The 16216-nt window shown below is 62.3% G+C and carries 16 protein-coding genes; 2 read left to right on the forward strand and 14 right to left on the reverse strand.

Going from position 1 to position 16216, the window contains the following annotated elements; genetic code table 11:
- Window positions 1–85: 85 nt before the first annotated feature.
- Window positions 86–1042, reverse strand: a complete 957-nt coding sequence (mmsB, locus tag INT29_RS10530) for a 3-hydroxyisobutyrate dehydrogenase (RefSeq protein ID WP_374701023.1) — start codon at window positions 1040–1042, stop codon at window positions 86–88.
- Window positions 1043–1132: 90 nt separating this feature from the next.
- On the opposite strand from mmsB, the gene INT29_RS10535 reads away from it, so the two are divergent.
- Window positions 1133–2008 carry a LysR family transcriptional regulator gene (locus INT29_RS10535; protein ID WP_096159519.1) on the forward strand — a complete coding sequence of 292 codons (876 nt, stop codon included), beginning with the start codon at window positions 1133–1135 and terminating at the stop codon, window positions 2006–2008.
- A 29-nt stretch (window positions 2009–2037) separates the two neighbouring features.
- On the opposite strand, the gene INT29_RS10540 is transcribed toward INT29_RS10535, so the two are convergent.
- From INT29_RS10540 to rpmB, 7 genes are all read right to left on the reverse strand, one after another.
- Window positions 2038–2784: a 3-hydroxybutyrate dehydrogenase gene (locus INT29_RS10540; RefSeq protein ID WP_101571624.1), complete on the reverse strand. Its 747-nt coding sequence runs from the start codon at window positions 2782–2784 to the stop codon at window positions 2038–2040.
- Between the two features lie 150 nt (window positions 2785–2934).
- Window positions 2935–4287: an MFS transporter gene (locus tag INT29_RS10545; protein WP_226841847.1), complete on the reverse strand. Its 1353-nt coding sequence runs from the start codon at window positions 4285–4287 to the stop codon at window positions 2935–2937.
- Window positions 4288–4543: 256 nt separating this feature from the next.
- The gene (locus INT29_RS10550; RefSeq protein ID WP_193071584.1) at window positions 4544–6622 is read right to left on the reverse strand and encodes a cytochrome c oxidase assembly protein; all 2079 of its coding nucleotides are present in this window, start codon (window positions 6620–6622) and stop codon (window positions 4544–4546) included.
- A gap of 157 nt (window positions 6623–6779) precedes the next feature.
- Complete coding sequence (locus INT29_RS10555) at window positions 6780–7067, reverse strand: HU family DNA-binding protein (RefSeq protein ID WP_009882243.1); 288 nt, start codon at window positions 7065–7067, stop codon at window positions 6780–6782.
- Window positions 7068–7136: 69 nt separating this feature from the next.
- Window positions 7137–7442, reverse strand: a complete 306-nt coding sequence (rpsN, locus tag INT29_RS10560; protein WP_009882241.1) for a 30S ribosomal protein S14 — start codon at window positions 7440–7442, stop codon at window positions 7137–7139.
- Between the two features lie 6 nt (window positions 7443–7448).
- The gene (rpmG, locus tag INT29_RS10565; RefSeq protein WP_101571628.1) at window positions 7449–7616 is read right to left on the reverse strand and encodes a 50S ribosomal protein L33; all 168 of its coding nucleotides are present in this window, start codon (window positions 7614–7616) and stop codon (window positions 7449–7451) included.
- Window positions 7616–7852, reverse strand: coding sequence for a 50S ribosomal protein L28 (rpmB, locus tag INT29_RS10570; RefSeq protein ID WP_101571629.1), 237 nt, complete (start codon window positions 7850–7852; stop codon window positions 7616–7618). Before rpmB ends, rpmG begins: the two co-directional genes overlap by 1 nt.
- Window positions 7853–8464: 612 nt before the next feature.
- Between rpmB and INT29_RS10575 the strand changes: the two genes are divergently transcribed.
- Window positions 8465–9439, forward strand: a complete 975-nt coding sequence (locus tag INT29_RS10575) for a protein kinase (RefSeq protein ID WP_193071585.1) — start codon at window positions 8465–8467, stop codon at window positions 9437–9439.
- 192 nt (window positions 9440–9631) lie between these two features.
- Here INT29_RS10575 and INT29_RS10580 read toward each other — a convergent pair whose 3' ends face one another.
- The 6 genes from INT29_RS10580 to INT29_RS10605 form a co-directional block, all read right to left on the reverse strand.
- Entirely contained in the window at window positions 9632–11047 is a 1416-nt protein-coding gene (locus tag INT29_RS10580; RefSeq protein ID WP_193071586.1) for a dihydrolipoamide acetyltransferase family protein, read from the reverse strand.
- A gap of 16 nt (window positions 11048–11063) precedes the next feature.
- A complete protein-coding gene (locus tag INT29_RS10585; protein WP_193071587.1) occupies window positions 11064–12041 on the reverse strand; it encodes an alpha-ketoacid dehydrogenase subunit beta in 978 nt (325 codons plus the stop codon).
- Window positions 12041–13195 carry a pyruvate dehydrogenase (acetyl-transferring) E1 component subunit alpha gene (pdhA, locus tag INT29_RS10590; RefSeq protein ID WP_193071588.1) on the reverse strand — a complete coding sequence of 385 codons (1155 nt, stop codon included), beginning with the start codon at window positions 13193–13195 and terminating at the stop codon, window positions 12041–12043. The genes INT29_RS10585 and pdhA overlap by 1 nt, the downstream gene beginning before the upstream one ends.
- Window positions 13196–13532: 337 nt before the next feature.
- Window positions 13533–15050 carry a hypothetical protein gene (locus INT29_RS10595; protein ID WP_193071589.1) on the reverse strand — a complete coding sequence of 506 codons (1518 nt, stop codon included), beginning with the start codon at window positions 15048–15050 and terminating at the stop codon, window positions 13533–13535.
- Window positions 15047–15814, reverse strand: a complete 768-nt coding sequence (locus INT29_RS10600; protein ID WP_101571642.1) for a hypothetical protein — start codon at window positions 15812–15814, stop codon at window positions 15047–15049. The genes INT29_RS10595 and INT29_RS10600 overlap by 4 nt, the downstream gene beginning before the upstream one ends.
- Window positions 15811–16056, reverse strand: coding sequence for a hypothetical protein (locus INT29_RS10605; protein ID WP_101571644.1), 246 nt, complete (start codon window positions 16054–16056; stop codon window positions 15811–15813). The genes INT29_RS10600 and INT29_RS10605 overlap by 4 nt, the downstream gene beginning before the upstream one ends.
- Window positions 16057–16216: the final 160 nt, after the last annotated feature.

A 16216-nucleotide genomic window follows, 5' to 3' on the forward strand; every position in this document is an offset into this window, starting at 1 on the left:
CCTGCAGGCCCGGGTGGACTGCCGACCGTGGGAGCGGTCGACTGAGAACCCGGAGTCTGCGAGCCATGAGGTCGCGTTGCAGCATCTACTCGGGCAGGCCCGGGGCCTTCGGATCGATGTTCCTGATCAGCGCCGAGGTGTCGAGGCCGTCGAAGCCCTCGTCCATGAGCTTCTGCAGCTGAGCGTGGACGAGCTGCGCGGCCGGCAGGTCGAGGCCCTGCGTTTCGGCGCCGGCGAGGGCGAGTCCAACATCCTTGTGCATGAGTGCAGTGGCGAAGCCGGGCTGGAACGAGTTGTTCGAGGCTGCGGTCTCGGTCACGCCGGGCACGGGGTACCAGGTGCGCAGCGGCCAGGAGTCTCCGGAGGAGACTGTTGCGATGTCGTAGAAGACCTTCGGGTCAAGCCCGAAACGTTCGGCGAGCACTGCACCTTCGACAACGCCCTGCAGACTGATCGAGAGCATCATGTTGTTGACGATCTTGGCGGCCTGACCAGCGGCCTCTCCACCGGCGTGGAACATGTTGCCGGCCATCGGCTCGATGAAGGACTTCGCCTCGGCGACATCCTCATCGGTTCCGCCGAGCATGAAGGTCAGAGTCCCAGCTTCGGCGCCGGTGACGCCGCCGGAGACCGGACCATCGACGAAGCGGAAGCCGGCCTTGGCTGCCTCGGAGTGCAGGGCGCGGGCGGAGTCGAAGTCGATGGTCGAGGAATCCACGAGGAGGGTCTTCCTGTCAGCATTGGCCAGCACGCCGTTGGGCTCCAGGTATGCGGTGCGGGCGTGCTCACCCTTCGGCAGCATTGTGAAGACGATGTCGGCGCCGGCGACCGCCTCGGCGATCGAGCCCACGGCAGTGACACCGTGTTCAGCTGCCGCGGCGACGGCCTCTGGCACGAGATCGAAACCATTCACAGTGTGACCGGCCTTCACCAGATTCGCGGTCATCGGACGACCCATGTTTCCCAGGCCGACCCATCCAATTGTCGACATAATATGCCTCCTCGCATCATGTTCTTCAGGTGGTGCAGTGTTTCCCCTCACATTACGCCAGTCGCTGAGGCAACACGGTTCGCGCAGAATCACATATTCCGCACCGGATATGTGCGCGCACGCAGATAGGATGGAACCACTATGGCTTCATATGCACCAGGCGGGTCCGGTTCGCAGATCTCTCCCGAAGATCTGCTGACACTGCTTGCCGTGGCTCGGCTGGGAAAGTTCACCGCCGCCGCGCACAGCCTCGGCCTCAACCACACGACGGTGTCCCGACGTATCGCAGCGCTGGAGAAGGCCTACGGCGAGCGGATGCTCGTGGCCTCACCGGACGGTTGGGAGCTCAGCACTGCCGGACGACTCCTGCTGCCGGTGGCCGAGGACATCGAGTCTGCTCTGGGGCGCATCGACGCCCACTCCAGCTCTGCCCTATCCGGGACGATTCGCCTGGCCTGTCCGCAGGCCTTCGCCCTGGAATTCGCGGTGCCGGCCCTAGCCCAGCTGCAACGGAGCCATCCCAGTCTGCAGTTCGAACTCATCACGGCAACGCAGCGGGCCCGGCAGTACCGGTCGGGCGTCGATATCGAGGTCGTCGTCGGCCGGCCAGACGCTCCACGCAGCGTCGCGAAGCACATCCGCGACTATCGGCTCCAGCTCTACGCCTCCCGCGAATACTTGCAAACCCATTCGCTGCCGATGACGCTTGACGATCTTGCCGAGCATCGTCTTGTCTACTACATCGAGAACTCGCTCCAGGTCGATGACCTCGACGAGGCGGGCAACGCACTGCCGCGCGGCAAGGGATTCTTCCGCTCCACCTCGGTGCATGCGCACGTGCTTGCCACATCAGACGGAGTTGGGATCGGGATCCTGCCCGACTTCCTCGCTGTGGGCAACAGTCGCCTCGTGCAGGTGCTGCCTGAAGAGTTCTCGAAGCCTGTCTCCTACTGGGCTTCGGTCCGCCACGAATCCCTGCGCAATGCAGGGGTCCGCAGCGTCCTCGAAGTTCTCTGAGACAGACTCGCACGTCGAGACTTAGGGTCTCAGGCCGCGGACCAACCACCGTCGATGCTGTGGGCACTGCCGTTGATGACGGCGGCCGCGTCACTGGCCAGGAACAGTGCCAACTGCGCAATATCCTCCGGTTCGGCAAGCTTCGGCACCGCAGAGTGGCCGAGGAAGACCTGCTCGAGCACTTCGTCTTCGCTGATGCCGTTCGTCTTCGCCTGGTCCGTGATCTGCCCCTTGACCAGGGGTGTGAGCACGTAGCCCGGGTTGATGGCGTTGCAGGTGACGCCCTGGGGGCCGGCTTCCAGCGCGGTCGTCTTCGTCAGTCCCATGAGCCCGTGCTTAGCGGCCACATAGGCTGATTTGTTCGCCGAGGCGCGCAGGCCGTGGATCGAGGAGAGGTTGATGACCCGCCCCCATCCCCTTTTGCACATCGCCGGCAGCACGGCCTTGGTGAGCACGAAGGGCGCTTCGAGCATGAGAGTGTTGATGAGCCGCCATTCCTCAAGCGGGAATTCCGTGATCGGGTGGATCCTCTGTATGCCGGCGTTGTTGATGAGGATATCGACGTCGAGATCGACCCCATCCAGCGCCGAGGTATCCGCGAGATTGACCGTCCACGCCTGCCCTCCGATGTCGTCGGCCACGGCTTCCGCAGACTCCGCGTGGACGTCTGCGACGATAACGTGCGCTCCGGCTGCGGCGAAAGCTTCGCTCATAGCCTTGCCGAGGCCGGAGGCGCCCCCTGTGACGAGGGCGCGTTTGCTGCTGAGATCGACCATTGCTGTCCCTTCAAACGTGTTGTGCTTCCACTGTATTGTGCGCTGTCATGGTTTCGGGCGGTGCCGATATTCATCGGAACCGCCCGATACCATGTGGTGGTGAGCTGATCAGCCTTATCTGATCAGCTCAGCGCGATCAGCATGAAGTGATCAGCGCTGCGCGGCGTCTCGACGGTCTTTGTCCACCTGATCCAGTGAACGCAGATCGATGCCCTTCGTCTCCTTCGTGTACAGAAGCGCGATCATCGAGATCACAGCGGCTGCGAGGAGATAGAACGCGATCGGCACCGAGGACTCGAACTTCTGCAGCAGCGCAGTGGCGATGATCGGCGCAAACGATCCGGCCACGATGGCCGTGACCTGGTAGCCGGTCGAGACGCCCGAATTGCGCATGCGGGTCGGGAACATCTCCGACATGATGGCCGGCTGACCGGCATACATCAGTGCGTGGAAGATGAGTCCCAGCAGCAAGGCGAGGAAGATCATCAAGGCGTTGCCTGTGTCGTACATCGGGAACGCGAAGAAGCCCCAGGTGGCCGTCAACGCGATGCCGATGCCGTAGGGGAGCTTACGACCGACTCTGTCCGTTGCCGCTCCGACCAGTGGCACGATGACTGCGTGGATTGCGTGGGCGGCGAGCAGTACGCCGAGGATCTCTGCCTGTTCGACACCGACGGCGATGGCCAGATAGGTGATCGAGAAGGTCACGACCAGGTAGTAGTGGATGTTCTCCACAAATCGCAGTCCCATCGCGGAGAAAACCTCGCGGGGGTAGCGCTTGAAGACGGCCTTGATGCCGTAGTCCACTCCCTCCTCGATCTCTTCGGACTGAACCTCATCGAAGATCGGAGCGTCGGAGACCCTGGTGCGGATGTAGTAACCGATGAGTACGATGACGGCCGAGAGCCAGAAGGCGACGCGCCAGCCCCAGGAGATGAAGTGCTCTTCGGTAAGTGTTGCCGTAAGGACGAGGAGCACACCGGTCGCAAGCAGATTGCCCAGCGGCACACCCGACTGCGGGAAGGATGCCCAGAACCCGCGTTCCCTGTTCGGGGAGTGCTCGGCCACGAGAAGGACGGCGCCGCCCCACTCGCCGCCGACGGCGAACCCCTGGATCAGGCGCAGAATGACCAGCAGAACCGGAGCGAAATAGCCGATCGAGTCGAAGGTCGGCAGGCAGCCCATGAGGAATGTGGCCGCACCGACGAGGATGATCGAGAGCTGCAGCAGCTTCTTGCGTCCGTACTTGTCGCCGAAGTGGCCGAAGATGATGCCGCCGAATGGCCGCGCGATGAACCCGACAGCATAGGTAGCGAAGCCCGCGAGGATCGCGTTCAGCGGGTCGTCCGAGGGCGGGAACAGGATATGGAAGACCAGCGTGGCCGCGGTTCCGTAGAGGAAGAACTCGTACCACTCGACGATAGTTCCAGCCATCGAGGCTGCGACGACCTTGCGCAGCTGCGTGCGAATCGTCTTTCTCTCGGCATTGTTCGAAGAACTCATGACTCTCCTTGATTTCCACGATCCGCATCAGCGTTGAATGCGCGAATCGACTTGCTGTGGCGTCTCAGCCCGTGCGGAGGTGTGCCTGTAAGCCCCAGCTATGCGGCTTCAGGTCCACGTCATCGGCGCGGATTGTGTCACGCCGTAGATAAATATGATCCAAGCAACAGTCTGCGCCATGTGAAGAATGAATGGGTGCAGGAACGGCTCGAATTCGGGAATTATCTGTGCACATTCCCGCACACGAGGTGTGCAGTCATCTGCCTCGTGGGCTGGAGTTCGCGTCGCGCTGTGCCATATTGGCGAGCATGTCGTTGTAGGCGCGAAGTTCTGCGTCGTCGGTGCGGGCTTCGCGGCGGTCGCTTCGCTTGGCTTCGCGATCCGAGGACTTCGACCATTGGAAGGCCACCATGATCGCGATGAACAGGGTGGGGAGCTCACCGATGCCCCAGGCGATTCCACCACCCAACTGTTGATCTTCGATCGCCGAGTAGCCCCAGTCAGCGCCGATGTTTCCGAACCAATCACCCTCGATGAGAACTTCTGAGCTCATGATCGAGATGCCGAAGAACGCGTGGAAGGCCATCGTGATGAGCAGCATGAGCAGGCGCAGCGGATACGCCGGTCGCTTCACTCCGGGGTCGATGCCGATGAGCGCCTGCGCGAACAGATAGCCCGCGCCGAGGAAGTGGATGATCATCAGCTCATGGCCGAGGTGCCATTCGAGCGCGTATTTCATGATGCCCGAGTAATAGAAGATCACAAGCGAACCAGCGAAGTTCACGCTTGCGAAGATCGGGTTCGCGAAGAACCTCATGTACGGAGTATGGACGAGCCACAGCACCCATTCGCGGATGCCGCGCGAACCGTCCGTGCGCGCCTTCGTCCCCCGCATGAGCATCGTGATGGGCGCACCGAGGACCATCGGCAGGGGCACCACCATAATGAGAAGCATGTGCTGGATCATGTGTCCGGAGAACTGGATCTCGCCATAGACCCGGGCACCGCCGGAGGTGACGTAGACGAGGAAGATCATGCCGAGCAGCCAGCAGATCAGGCGATGGATCGGCCAGGAATCACCTCGGCGCCGGAGGTTGATGAACCCGACGATATAGGCCGCAGACAGGCCGACGGCAACGACGACCCACAGCGGATCCAGGGACCATTCGGTGAAGTAGCGGGCGAAGCTCGGCGAGGGCGGAAGTGGGTCGCCGGTCAGGATCTCTGCGGGGGTCGGGTCGCCGACAGGTTCCTGGGAAACCGGGGGTTGAGACCGTGACAGAGCGACCGCGAGGCCCATGGTGGCGCCGAAGATGATGAATTCCACGATGATGAGGCGCCAGAATTCCCTAGTCGCCGAGGCGGCGTCCCCCAGTCGTCGGATGACGAACTGGCGATGCCAGAACCCGACGAGACCGAGCAGAATAGTCGCGAAAGCCTTCGCCACGATCACCTGCCCGTAAGGGGTCATGAGGTCAGCGAAGCTGTGAACGCGCAGCAGGGAGTTCACAACACCGGAATAGGCGACGATGGCGAAGGCGATGAGCGCGAACGACGAATAGCGTTCGATCGTGGTGCGCAGCTGGTGCGAGCGGGCGAGGTCCGAGCCCAGAAGAGCGATGGTGAAGAGGCCGCCCAACCAGATGATGACGCCCACTAGGTGGAGACCGATGCTGTTCACGGCCTGGGTGTGTCCGGAGGCTTCGGCGGAGTGTCCCATCAGCGCCAGCGGGATCACCACGCCGACGCCGAGGACGCCTGCCAAAGCGATGCCCAGGTAGCTGCGGGTGCCGAAGCACAGGGTCGAGGTGACGGCGATGAGGACGACGATGAGTGTCCAGAGTTGACCGAAGGCGATCTGGGTCAGAAACACGCCGAGCTGATTGGAGAAGTCGAGGTAGGCCTGCGCACCGACCGTGTCGGCAAAGGTGAGGACGAGGACGGCCACGGCGGAGATGGTCCAGGCGACCGAGGCCACCTCGGCGATCTTCAGGGTCTTTTCCCACAGCACATTGAGCGGGGTCTCGTCGGGGACCCCAGAATTGGCGGCTGCGGAAGTCGCCTTCCGGCTCCTGCCGCGCCCCCGGGTGCGGGGCAGGATGAGGAGGGCGAACATCAGTGCGCCCAAGGTCAGTGCCATCGAAATGTTGAAGACGAACTTCGCGGCGGGCAGACCGTACCGAACATAGGGACCTGGGTCATTGAGGAGCGTCGCAGAAGCCGCTCCGGTGAATAGCATCGCGGCCAGACCCACGGCGAGTCCGCCGATGACGACGAGGGGAACGGCGGCGCGAGACGTGAATCGGGTGACCGATTCGAATACCTGAGTGCTCACTGGTGGCAGACCGCCGCTTCATTCATGGTTCAAGGATATCGCCGGAGTCTGAAGCCGAGCTAACTGCGGGGCCCGGACGTGGTCGAAGTCTCGGCGAGGAGACAAGAAATGACCCGAACCAGACGGTCCGGGTCATTTCACGCTGATGCGCGAAGGCTCAGTTAGGGCTGCCAGCGGCAGCTTTCAGCTTCGAACCAGCGGACAGCTTCACGGAGTAGCCGGCCTTGATCTGGATCTCTTCACCGGTCTGCGGGTTGCGTCCCTTGCGAGCGGCACGCTCGGTGCGCTCAACAGACAGCCATCCTGGGATGGTGAGCTTTTCGCCCTTGCCGACGACGTCGGAGAAGACATCGAAGACACCATCAAGAACGTCCGAAACCTGCTTCTGGGTCAATCCGGAATTCTCTGCAACTTCTGCTACGAGCTCACTGCGGTTCTTAGCCATAAAAGCGTCCTCCTTAGGACAAGTCGGTCGGTTACCGGTCCGTTTTTCCGATAACGAACTTCCTCGAGATTACCAGCTTGACTTCGTGATGCCGGGCAACTCGCCGTTGTGTGCCATTTCGCGGAAACGAACACGGGAGAGGCCGAACTTGCGGAGGTAGCCGCGTGGACGGCCATCAACCTGGTCACGGTTGCGCACACGCACTGGTGAGGCATCGCGAGGAAGCTTCTGCAGTCCGAGGCGTGCTTCTTCACGCTGCTCGTCGGTGCTGTCTGGGTGTGTCAGCTGACGCTTGAGCGTCGCACGACGCTCCGCGTAGCGCTCAACAATGACGCGACGCTGCTTGTCGCGTGCGATCTTTGACTTCTTAGCCATGTGCGCTCAGCGCTCCTCTCGGAAATCGACGTGCTTACGAACAATTGGATCGTACTTCTTGAGAACCATGCGATCCGGGTTGTTGCGGCGGTTCTTGCGGGTCACGTAAGTGAACCCCGAACCTGCTGTCGACTTGAGCTTGATGATGGGACGAATGTCCTGTGCTTTAGCCATCAGAGCTTCACTCCCTTGGCAATGAGTTCGCCGACGACCGCGTCAATTCCGCGCGCGTCGATGACCTTGATGCCCTTGGCGGACAAGGTCAGGGTGACGCTGCGGCGCAGAGACGGAACGAAGTAGCGCTTTTTCTGAATATTCGGGTTGAAACGACGCTTAGTGGTTCGTTTCGAGTGGGACACGTTATGTCCGAAACCAGGGACGGCCCCGGTTACTTGGCAGGTTGCTGCCATGACTCTCCTCCAGTTCACAAGTTACCGACTCTCGAAGCAAGCAGGTCTGCGTGGGATCCACGCTGGCTTGCGCCGATGTCGGAAGACATCAACAAATTTTCACGAATGCTGCTCAGTCGGACAAATGCCCGACCACCTACCAGACAGTCGCCCGGTATGCGGCGTTCGCAATGAAAATTGTGTACGCCAAAACAGGTTTGCCCGTTTGGGCGAGATGTCTCACCAGCGCTGAAGCCGTAGCCTGTGAGAGATTGGCCGAAGCTGGAGTGCAGCGGTGGGTGAGCACCATGTTGGCCTCAGCAGATCAATCGGTGATCGAACTCCTACGACACAACAGATAACAATCTTAGTGAGAGACAGGCCTTCAGAGCAAATTCACTGAATGTCGGTCGCGACACCCCATGGGTAGGGTCGCGCCGGAGCGGCCGAGAACGCGTTGCCTCCGTATTTGCGGGGCGAACACTGTTTCGCGCCTCGCACTCATCGCGCACCCAGGTACGCTCTCATGATCCAGCAGGCAATGCGTCCTGCTCTGGCTCGTGTTGAACACGTGCCGATGTCGTGCCAAGGTAAGAAGATGATTGCCACCACATCTGGCACTCAGGAGGACCGATGAGCGACGTTCCACCGAGGCCGCGAATCCGTCCAGCGACCAGCGATGACTGGCAGAAGGACCAAACGGATCGTGCCAGTCTGACCCTGTCGCCGGGCCAGGAGTCCACCAAGAGTGCTGCTGATTTCGACACCTCGACCTATTACGAATACCTCGAGAGGCACACTGGCGACGTACCCGTATCCAAAAATCGGACTCGCAACGTCTTCGCCCCCGTCGGCGCCTCCCCGTTCCAGGGACAGGCTCAGGCCCCCCAGGGAACGCAACCAACAGAACGCCTAGGCCACACCGCGACTCGCGGGCAGACACAAGGCCACGGACCGAGGGAAAGTCGACCCGGGCACGCAGCGCACGGGCCTGGCGGCCCGGCATCCGGACAGATCCCGCTCCAGCCGACACCCGCCCCGAAGAAGGGCAACGGAGTCAAGATCACGATTGTCATCATCGCCATCATGATGATTCTCGGCCTGCTGGCCTTCTTCGGAATCCGCTCGCTGGCCCCGTCATCGGGAACCGTGCCCGTCGACTTCGGCGGCGACGAGTCTGAATCCGCCTCCCCATCCCCTTCCGAGTCACTGGTGCAGCCGACGGCGAGCCCACAGCAGGAACTGTCCACCTACACGAAGGAAGGCACGGCGAAGGCCGATGATATCGAAGGCCAATGGGTGACGCAGGTCAGCGCGAAAGATATCGGACTCGAGGCCGACGGCAAGACATGGTCAGCACAGGACATCCTCGACGAGTTCGAGACCAACCGCGTCAAATACCCGGGTGCGATCCTCATCCACAGCGGGGACTGGGGTTCCTACAAGGACGACAACTACTGGGTCACCATCATCAATACCCCTTACAGCGATGCCGAGCCTGCGCTGGACCAGTGCCGCTCCTGGGGGCTTGATCGAGATCATTGCATCGCCAAGCGCCTCGTCAAGGACGGCAGCCCTGCCGACAACAGCGCTTACCTCGACAAATAGGTTCCGAGCTGTTCGCGGCGGTGTTCCCTCGCCGCAACATCAATAACGTGCCGAGACAACGGTAGAGCCCCACCACACAGGCGGAGCGTCGAGACACCTACGCACGCATAGATGTCTCGACGCTCCGCCGTGGTGTCGCATTCAGACTGATGATTGCGACGTGGATTTCTACGGGGGAAGTCTGAGCTCGCCTCAGGCCAGCAGCAGTGTCGGATCCTCGAGTCCACGACCGACGTCGGCAAGGAACTTCGAGATGATTTCACCATCGACGACGCGATGGTCAGCACTCACCGACAGCGTCGTGATGTCACGTGGAACGATCTCATCACCGACGACCCAGGGCTTCTTCCGGATCTGCCCGAAGGCCAGGATCGCGGCCTCGCCGGGATTGATGATCGGAGTTCCCGCGTCGACGCCGAAGACACCGACGTTTGTGATGGTGATCGTGCCCCCGGACTGGTCTGCCGGAGGTGTCTTGCCCGAACGAGCCAGTGCGGTCAGATCCTGAATGCCCTGAGCCAAATCGGTCAGGCCCATCGCGTGTGCACCCTTGATGTTAGGCACGATGAGACCACGCGGAGTGGCTGCGGCAATACCGAGGTTGAGGTACTTCTTGATGACGATCTCTTCGCCTTCGAGGCACGAGTTGATCCGCGGGTTGCGGTTAACAGCCCAGGCCACAGCCTTGGCTACGAGCAGCAAGGGAGAGACCTTGATGTCCTCGCCCAGGAACTTCGTGGACTTGAGCTTTCGCACGAAGGCCATCGTCTCGGTCACGTCGACGTCGAGGAACTCAGTGACGTGAGGCATCGTGAACGCGGACTCGACCATGGCCTTGGCCATCATCTTCGCCACGCCCTTGAACGGGATCCGCTCTTCGAGCTCGCCGGTGGAACCGACCCCCGCCGAGGCGGCCGCGGCCCCCGCGCTCGAAACTGCCGCTGCGGTGAGTCCTGCTCCAGAGCCGCTGGCTGCGGCCTTGAGGTCGTCACGAGTGACTTCGCCGCGTGAACCTGTCGCAGCGACCGTTGCCAGGTCGATGCCGAGATCCTTGGCGAGCTTGCGCACGGGAGGCTTGGCCAGCGGCTTGCCTGCCGAGGCGGCTGCCGGTGCAGCGGCTTCGGCTGGTGCAGCGGAAGGTGCCGGTGCTGCCGGAGCCGGAGCTTCCGGTACGGCCGACGCTGAGGTCGGGCTTGCTGGCGCCGGAACGCCAGCACCCTTGCGGGGACGACGTTTAGACGAGACTGCTTTGGCACCGTAGCCGACGAGGGTGGCGCCGCCTTCGGCGTCGTCTCCGCTCTCGACCGAAGCCTGTGCATCTCCTGTCGCAGGTGTCGATGCTCCCGCGGTCGTAGAGCTGCCGGTGGAATCGCCGCCGCCGAAGCGGATGATCGGTGTTCCGACCTCGATGGTCTGGCCCTCTTCGACCAGCAGAGCCTCGATCGGTCCGGCTTGGGGGCTGGGCAGTTCGACCAGAGATTTGGCTGTTTCGATCTCGACGAGGATCTGGTTGACGGTGACGGTGTCGCCGACGGCGACCTTCCACGACACGAGGTCGGCCTCTGTCAGGCCTTCACCGACGTCAGGAAGAGAAAATTCAAAAGACATATCAACTCTCCTTGAGTCAGTAGGCCAGTGCCCGGTCGACACCATCGAAGATGCGGTCCAGGTCAGGCAGGTAGTGCTCTTCCATCCGTGAGCCGGGGTACGGCGTGTGATAGCCGCCGACTCGGATGACTGGAGCCTCAAGATTGAAGAAACAGCGCTCCGACATGCGTGCCGCAATCTCAGAGCCGAGTCCGAGGAAGGTCGGCGCCTCGTGTGCGACAACCAGGCGACCGGTCTTCTGCACCGACTTCTCAATCGTTGTGAAGTCGATCGGGCTGAGACTGCGCAGGTCGATGAGTTCGACGCTCTTACCTTCGTCTGCCCCTGCTGCCACGACGTCCTTGGCCGTGGGCACCAGGGGGCCGTAGGCCACCAGGGTGACGTCGGTGCCCGTGGAGATGACACTGGCATCGTGCATTCCCAGTTCGCCGCGGTTCGCGGTATCCACGTCTCCGCGCAGCCAGTAGCGGCGTTTGGGTTCGAAGAACATCACCGGATCGTCGCTCTTGATCGCTTCCTGCATCATCCAGTAGGCGTCATGGGCATTCGAGGGTGAAACCAGGCGCAGTCCAGCGTGGTGGGCGAAGACCGTCTCCGGACTCTCCGAGTGGTGCTCGGGTGAACCGATTCCGCCGCCATAGGGCACACGGATGACGATCGGCACTCTTTCTTTGCCCAGGGTGCGGTTGTAGAGCTTGGCAACCTGAGTCACGATCTGGTCGTAGGCCGGGAAGATGAAAGCGTCGAACTGGATTTCGATGACCGGACGGTAGCCGCGCAGCGTCATGCCGATCGAGGTTCCCACAATTCCGGATTCGGCCAGTGGAGCATCGATGACCCGCTGCGGACCGAAATCCTTCTGCAGGCCCTCGGTGACACGGAAGACGCCGCCGAGCTTACCGATGTCCTCACCGATGAGGACGACCTTCGGGTCGTCCTCCATGGCTTTGCGCATTCCGGCCGTAATGGCCTTTGACAGGGGAAGTTTCTCCATCAGGCCTCACCTGCATCGGCGAACGAGGCCTGGTACGCGAGGAATTCCGCGCGTTCCTCATCGACGAGGGAGTGAGGTTCGGAGGTGACGTGGGCGAACATCTCGACAGGATCGGGATCTTCCATGGTCATGCAGTTGTGACGGATGCGAGCAGCGAGAGTGTCGGCTTCAGCGTCCACCTCGGCGAAGAACTCGTCAGCGGTCTCGGTGTGGTTGTCGAGGTAGGCCCGAAGCCGCTTCAGCGGATCGCGGTCCTCCCAGATCTCTTCCTCGGCCCGGTCACGGTACTTAGTCGGGTCGTCGGCCGTGGTGTGGGCGCCGCGACGGTAGGTGAAGGCCTCGATGAGCATCGGGCCGTTGCCGGCGCGGACCGAATCCAAGCTGGCCCTGGCCACGGCGTACATCGCGATGATGTCGTTGCCGTCTACACGCAGACCGGGTACGCCGAATCCTTCGCCGCGTTTGCACAACGGTGCCGCGGTCTGGACGTGGGTCGGTTCGGAGATGGCCCACTGGTTGTTCTGGCAGAAGAAGAGCACGGGTGCGTGGAAGGCTCCGGCGAAGGTCAGCGCTTCTGAGACGTCGCCCTGCGAGGTGGCTCCGTCGCCGAAGCAGGCGATAGCCACAGTGTCGCGTTCCAGGTCACCGGTGCCGACGTCGCCGTCCATGGACACGCCCATGGCGTAGCCGGTGGCGTGCAGCGTCTGCGAACCGATGACGATCGTGTACGTGTGGAAGCGGTGTTCCTGAGGGTCCCAGCCGCCGTGGTCCTGGCCACGGAACATCCCGAGAAGGGTTTCGGGTTCGACGCCGCGGGTGTAGGCGAGGCCGTGTTCACGATAGGTGGGGAAGACGAAGTCCTGGGGGCGTGCCGCCCGTCCCATTCCGATCTGGGCCGCTTCCTGACCGAACATCGGCGCCCAGAGGCCGAGCTGTCCTTGGCGCTGCAGGGCCGCACCCTCAGCATCGATGCGACGAACCAGGACCATGTCCCGGTAGAAGCCGCGCAGATCCTCATCGGTGAGCTCTGCCGCGAAAGCGTCATATTCACCGGATTCGACGCGATTGCCGTCTTCGGTGAGCATCTGGATCATCCGAGGTTCCGATGACTGACTGTGGGCAGTCCCGGTTCCCACTGAAATGTTGGAGGTCATTTCAGTTCTCCTTTGTTCAAGGTCCAAGCGCACCGGAGGTGACCAGTGGCGGACGGTGTCCTGCGGACGGGATCTCTGGTGTGAGTTCTCGCCCTCGAGTGATGTGATTCACAGGTGATACCACGATACCGAATCCACCGACCGCATGCCACATCGGCCATGTGCGTCGAGCGCCAGTTGTTATGGTCGGGTTCAGCCTAGGAGGCGAATTTCGCGCGTGTCGTTCACGTCCAAAGGCTTCCATGTCGAATTGTCGATGGTCGCAGAGTTGGTCCAACGTCCGACAAACGCATGTCCGACCAGTCCAGAGCCCCAGCTCGCCGAGGTTGGACTCGGGTCATGTTCGCTTGCGTTTCCCCTGGTAATCCCTCGTCTCCTTGAGATCACCGGTGAAGAATTCTGAGTTCTTCGCGGTGAACCGGTTGAGTCCGGCATGACCGCCTGCAAGCATGAGCCCGATCGAGGCGGCGTAGGCAGCTGAGGAGTGTGCGGCTCCGGCTGAGGAGAACAGTTCGTCGAGTTCGGCATCGGTCTTGCCCTGCAGGTTCGGGGCCTGGCGCAGCTGTTCGGGATCGTAGTCGACGGTGATCGTCGACCACTGGTCTGTGGCTGGATTCTCGTTGCCGTCGAGGTCGGGCACCAGGTCCTGTTCGTGCTCGATCGAGAGGACATCGATGCCCTCGTCGACCGGGAAATCTGAGATCGGTGCTCCCACTGTGACGAGTGCGGTGACATTCACATCGGCGAGGAAGGCCGGGTCGGCGGCCAAGGAACCGGCAGTGATTCCGCCCTGCGAATACCCCACCAACATGACCTCGGCATCTGTCCCGATATTCGCATCGGCGATGGCTTGGCGGACCATTTCAGCCATGACGGTGTCATTGCCGGCCATTGCCTGTACGTTCGTCGTCAGATCGGTGGTGTTCTGTCCTGACTCGGGTGACCAGTCGGTCGTCGCGGGCACGTAGACGATGTAGCGAGTAGTGCCGTCGGGGGAGGTGATCTCCTCGATCCGCACTTGTCCGGAGTCGGCACCGCGGTGGCGGTCCGCCTCTCTGCGATAGAGGTCCTCGAGGTCACGCGGCGGCTCATCATCGGCCGGAGTGAGTCCCTTCGCCTTCCAGACCTCCACGTCTGAGGGCAGGAGCAGTCCGAACATGTTCGCACCTCCCAGGACCCACGCGGTCATCGATGACGAGTCGTGTGGCCACAGCCTATGATCGCCCTCGGTGGCCAGCACCGCTGGCGGCAGCCCCATGAAACCGACGACGATTCCCGGCAGCACGTGTTCGATGATGGCCCCTGAGACATCGGAGTGCTCGAACAGGAGGGCGACGAAGGCTTCCTTGGCCGCCGCCTTCGTCTGCGCCAGGTCGATGCCGAAGTGCTTGGCGACGACATCGTCGAGACCTGTGACATCGAGGAGCTTCAGACCCAGGTAGATCGGGGCTCCGACGGCGATGCCGATCGGGATGGTCACAGGCAGGGTGATGGCAATGACGCGACCGCTGACGTATCCGAAATAGTCGAGGAGTCCGCCGAAGGTCTCGCTGACGCCTTTCTCCGCCTGCCTGTAGGCGAAGACTGCGGCTCTGACGGCCAGGACGGTGGCTTCGAGTTCGATGAGCACCCGCGTCGACTGGTGGAAGTAGACGATTCGGGCGGCATCGAGATTGATCGCTGTGAGTGGAGCAGGAACCTGCGTCAGGAGTGTGGCCAGATCGAAGTCGGCGAGCGCCCCGTCCGCAGACAGGTCACCGATCGTGGTGCAGATGCGCTGCAGTTCGTCCCCGCTGGAGTCTGCCCGGTCATCGATCTTCAGCTGTGGACCGCCGGTGGTTCGGGTCGCGATCATGGGTGGAGGACGGTCGTCGACTGGAGGCGAGTCAGAGTCGCCGCAAGGAGGACTCGCACCGCGTTGGACTCAAGGCTGTGCTCAGCTCCCATGGTGATCGTCTCACCGTCTCGTTCCAGCGTCGGCCGGGCCCAGGTTCCGCCGACTCTGTGCAGGAACTCCATCCCGGCGACTCTGGCCTCACTCAGGTAGGTCAGGGTGAGCACACAGTCTCTGTCGATCAGAGAGCTCAGCTCTTCGGTGACCTGCCCGAGCTCCTGCGGGCGGAGACGCCTGAGGAGTTCGAAGCCTGCGAACTCCTCGAAGCCCTCACCGTGGAGCACCAGGATGCCCAGGCAGATGTCATCGAGCAGGGACACCTCGAGGTGGGCGGTCTCGGCCCCGGAACTGATGACGATGGTGATCCGCGAGCGGGTGAGATTGAGCTCGGCGGTGAAACCGGTCAGCCAGGCGGTGAGCACATCCAGCCCGCGCTTGGATTCCCTGCCGGTGGGTTCCCCCAGCATCACCGTTTCCGTGATCCCCTGCCCCCCGGTCCGCGTTCCGCTGGACTCCTTTTCCGCTGCCCCAGTCACCCCTGATGCCGGATCCCCCGCCGAGGTGGTCACGGCAGCGTCTGCACGTGGCATCAGTTCGTGGGGCCACAGCGACCTCAGCCGTTCAGGGAGCCCCATGATTCGTGCGCTGTCTACGGCGAACCATTTGCTGCCCGGCACAGCCGCAGCTTTCCCCGCCCCCACTGCCGACCTCGTTCCCTCGTTCATATCTGGATCCGGCCTCCCACCGAGACGACCTGCAGATGCAGGTCGTAGGCCTCGGCGAGCTTGTCTGCTCTCTCTGCCAGGGTGGTGATCGAGTCCGAACAGGTCAGCAGACGATCGCCGAGCATCCGTCCTGCCGGGGAGTCCCATCCTTCGACCTGCCGGCAGGTCTGAGCCAGGCTGCGCAGCTCATCTGCTCGCCGCCTCCACCCATCCCGGTTGAGTGCCAGCTCATCGGTGATCACTGTCGTCCTCCCTTCGACTCGGCGTCAGCCTTCACCGTACGAAGCGGCCCGCTCCCTTGGAAGGTCTCCGGTTCGTCCTGTGGAAATCGGTCGACGCTCCACAGGGTTCCGACGCCGAAGTCGCGGCCCAATCCACAGGAGGTGGAGCATAAGAGACAGC

Origin of the sequence: Brevibacterium sp. FME37 (assembly GCF_014897485.1) — a bacterium.
Lineage (GTDB): Bacteria > Actinomycetota > Actinomycetes > Actinomycetales > Brevibacteriaceae > Brevibacterium.

Coding starts and splice junctions, on each gene's coding strand:
- INT29_RS10535 (WP_096159519.1), top strand. CDS start 1,133: ATGGCTTCATATGCACCAGGCGGGTCCGGTTCGCAGATCTCTCCCGAA.
- INT29_RS10540 (WP_101571624.1), bottom strand. CDS start 2,784: ATGGTCGATCTCAGCAGCAAACGCGCCCTCGTCACAGGGGGCGCCTCC.
- INT29_RS10545 (WP_226841847.1), bottom strand. CDS start 4,287: ATGAGTTCTTCGAACAATGCCGAGAGAAAGACGATTCGCACGCAGCTG.
- INT29_RS10555 (WP_009882243.1), bottom strand. CDS start 7,067: ATGGCTAAGAACCGCAGTGAGCTCGTAGCAGAAGTTGCAGAGAATTCC.
- rpsN (WP_009882241.1), bottom strand. CDS start 7,442: ATGGCTAAGAAGTCAAAGATCGCACGCGACAAGCAGCGTCGCGTCATT.
- rpmG (WP_101571628.1), bottom strand. CDS start 7,616: ATGGCTAAAGCACAGGACATTCGTCCCATCATCAAGCTCAAGTCGACA.
- rpmB (WP_101571629.1), bottom strand. CDS start 7,852: ATGGCAGCAACCTGCCAAGTAACCGGGGCCGTCCCTGGTTTCGGACAT.
- INT29_RS10575 (WP_193071585.1), top strand. CDS start 8,465: ATGAGCGACGTTCCACCGAGGCCGCGAATCCGTCCAGCGACCAGCGAT.
- INT29_RS10580 (WP_193071586.1), bottom strand. CDS start 11,047: ATGTCTTTTGAATTTTCTCTTCCTGACGTCGGTGAAGGCCTGACAGAG.
- INT29_RS10585 (WP_193071587.1), bottom strand. CDS start 12,041: ATGGAGAAACTTCCCCTGTCAAAGGCCATTACGGCCGGAATGCGCAAA.
- pdhA (WP_193071588.1), bottom strand. CDS start 13,195: ATGACCTCCAACATTTCAGTGGGAACCGGGACTGCCCACAGTCAGTCA.
- INT29_RS10595 (WP_193071589.1), bottom strand. CDS start 15,050: ATGATCGCGACCCGAACCACCGGCGGTCCACAGCTGAAGATCGATGAC.
- INT29_RS10600 (WP_101571642.1), bottom strand. CDS start 15,814: ATGAACGAGGGAACGAGGTCGGCAGTGGGGGCGGGGAAAGCTGCGGCT.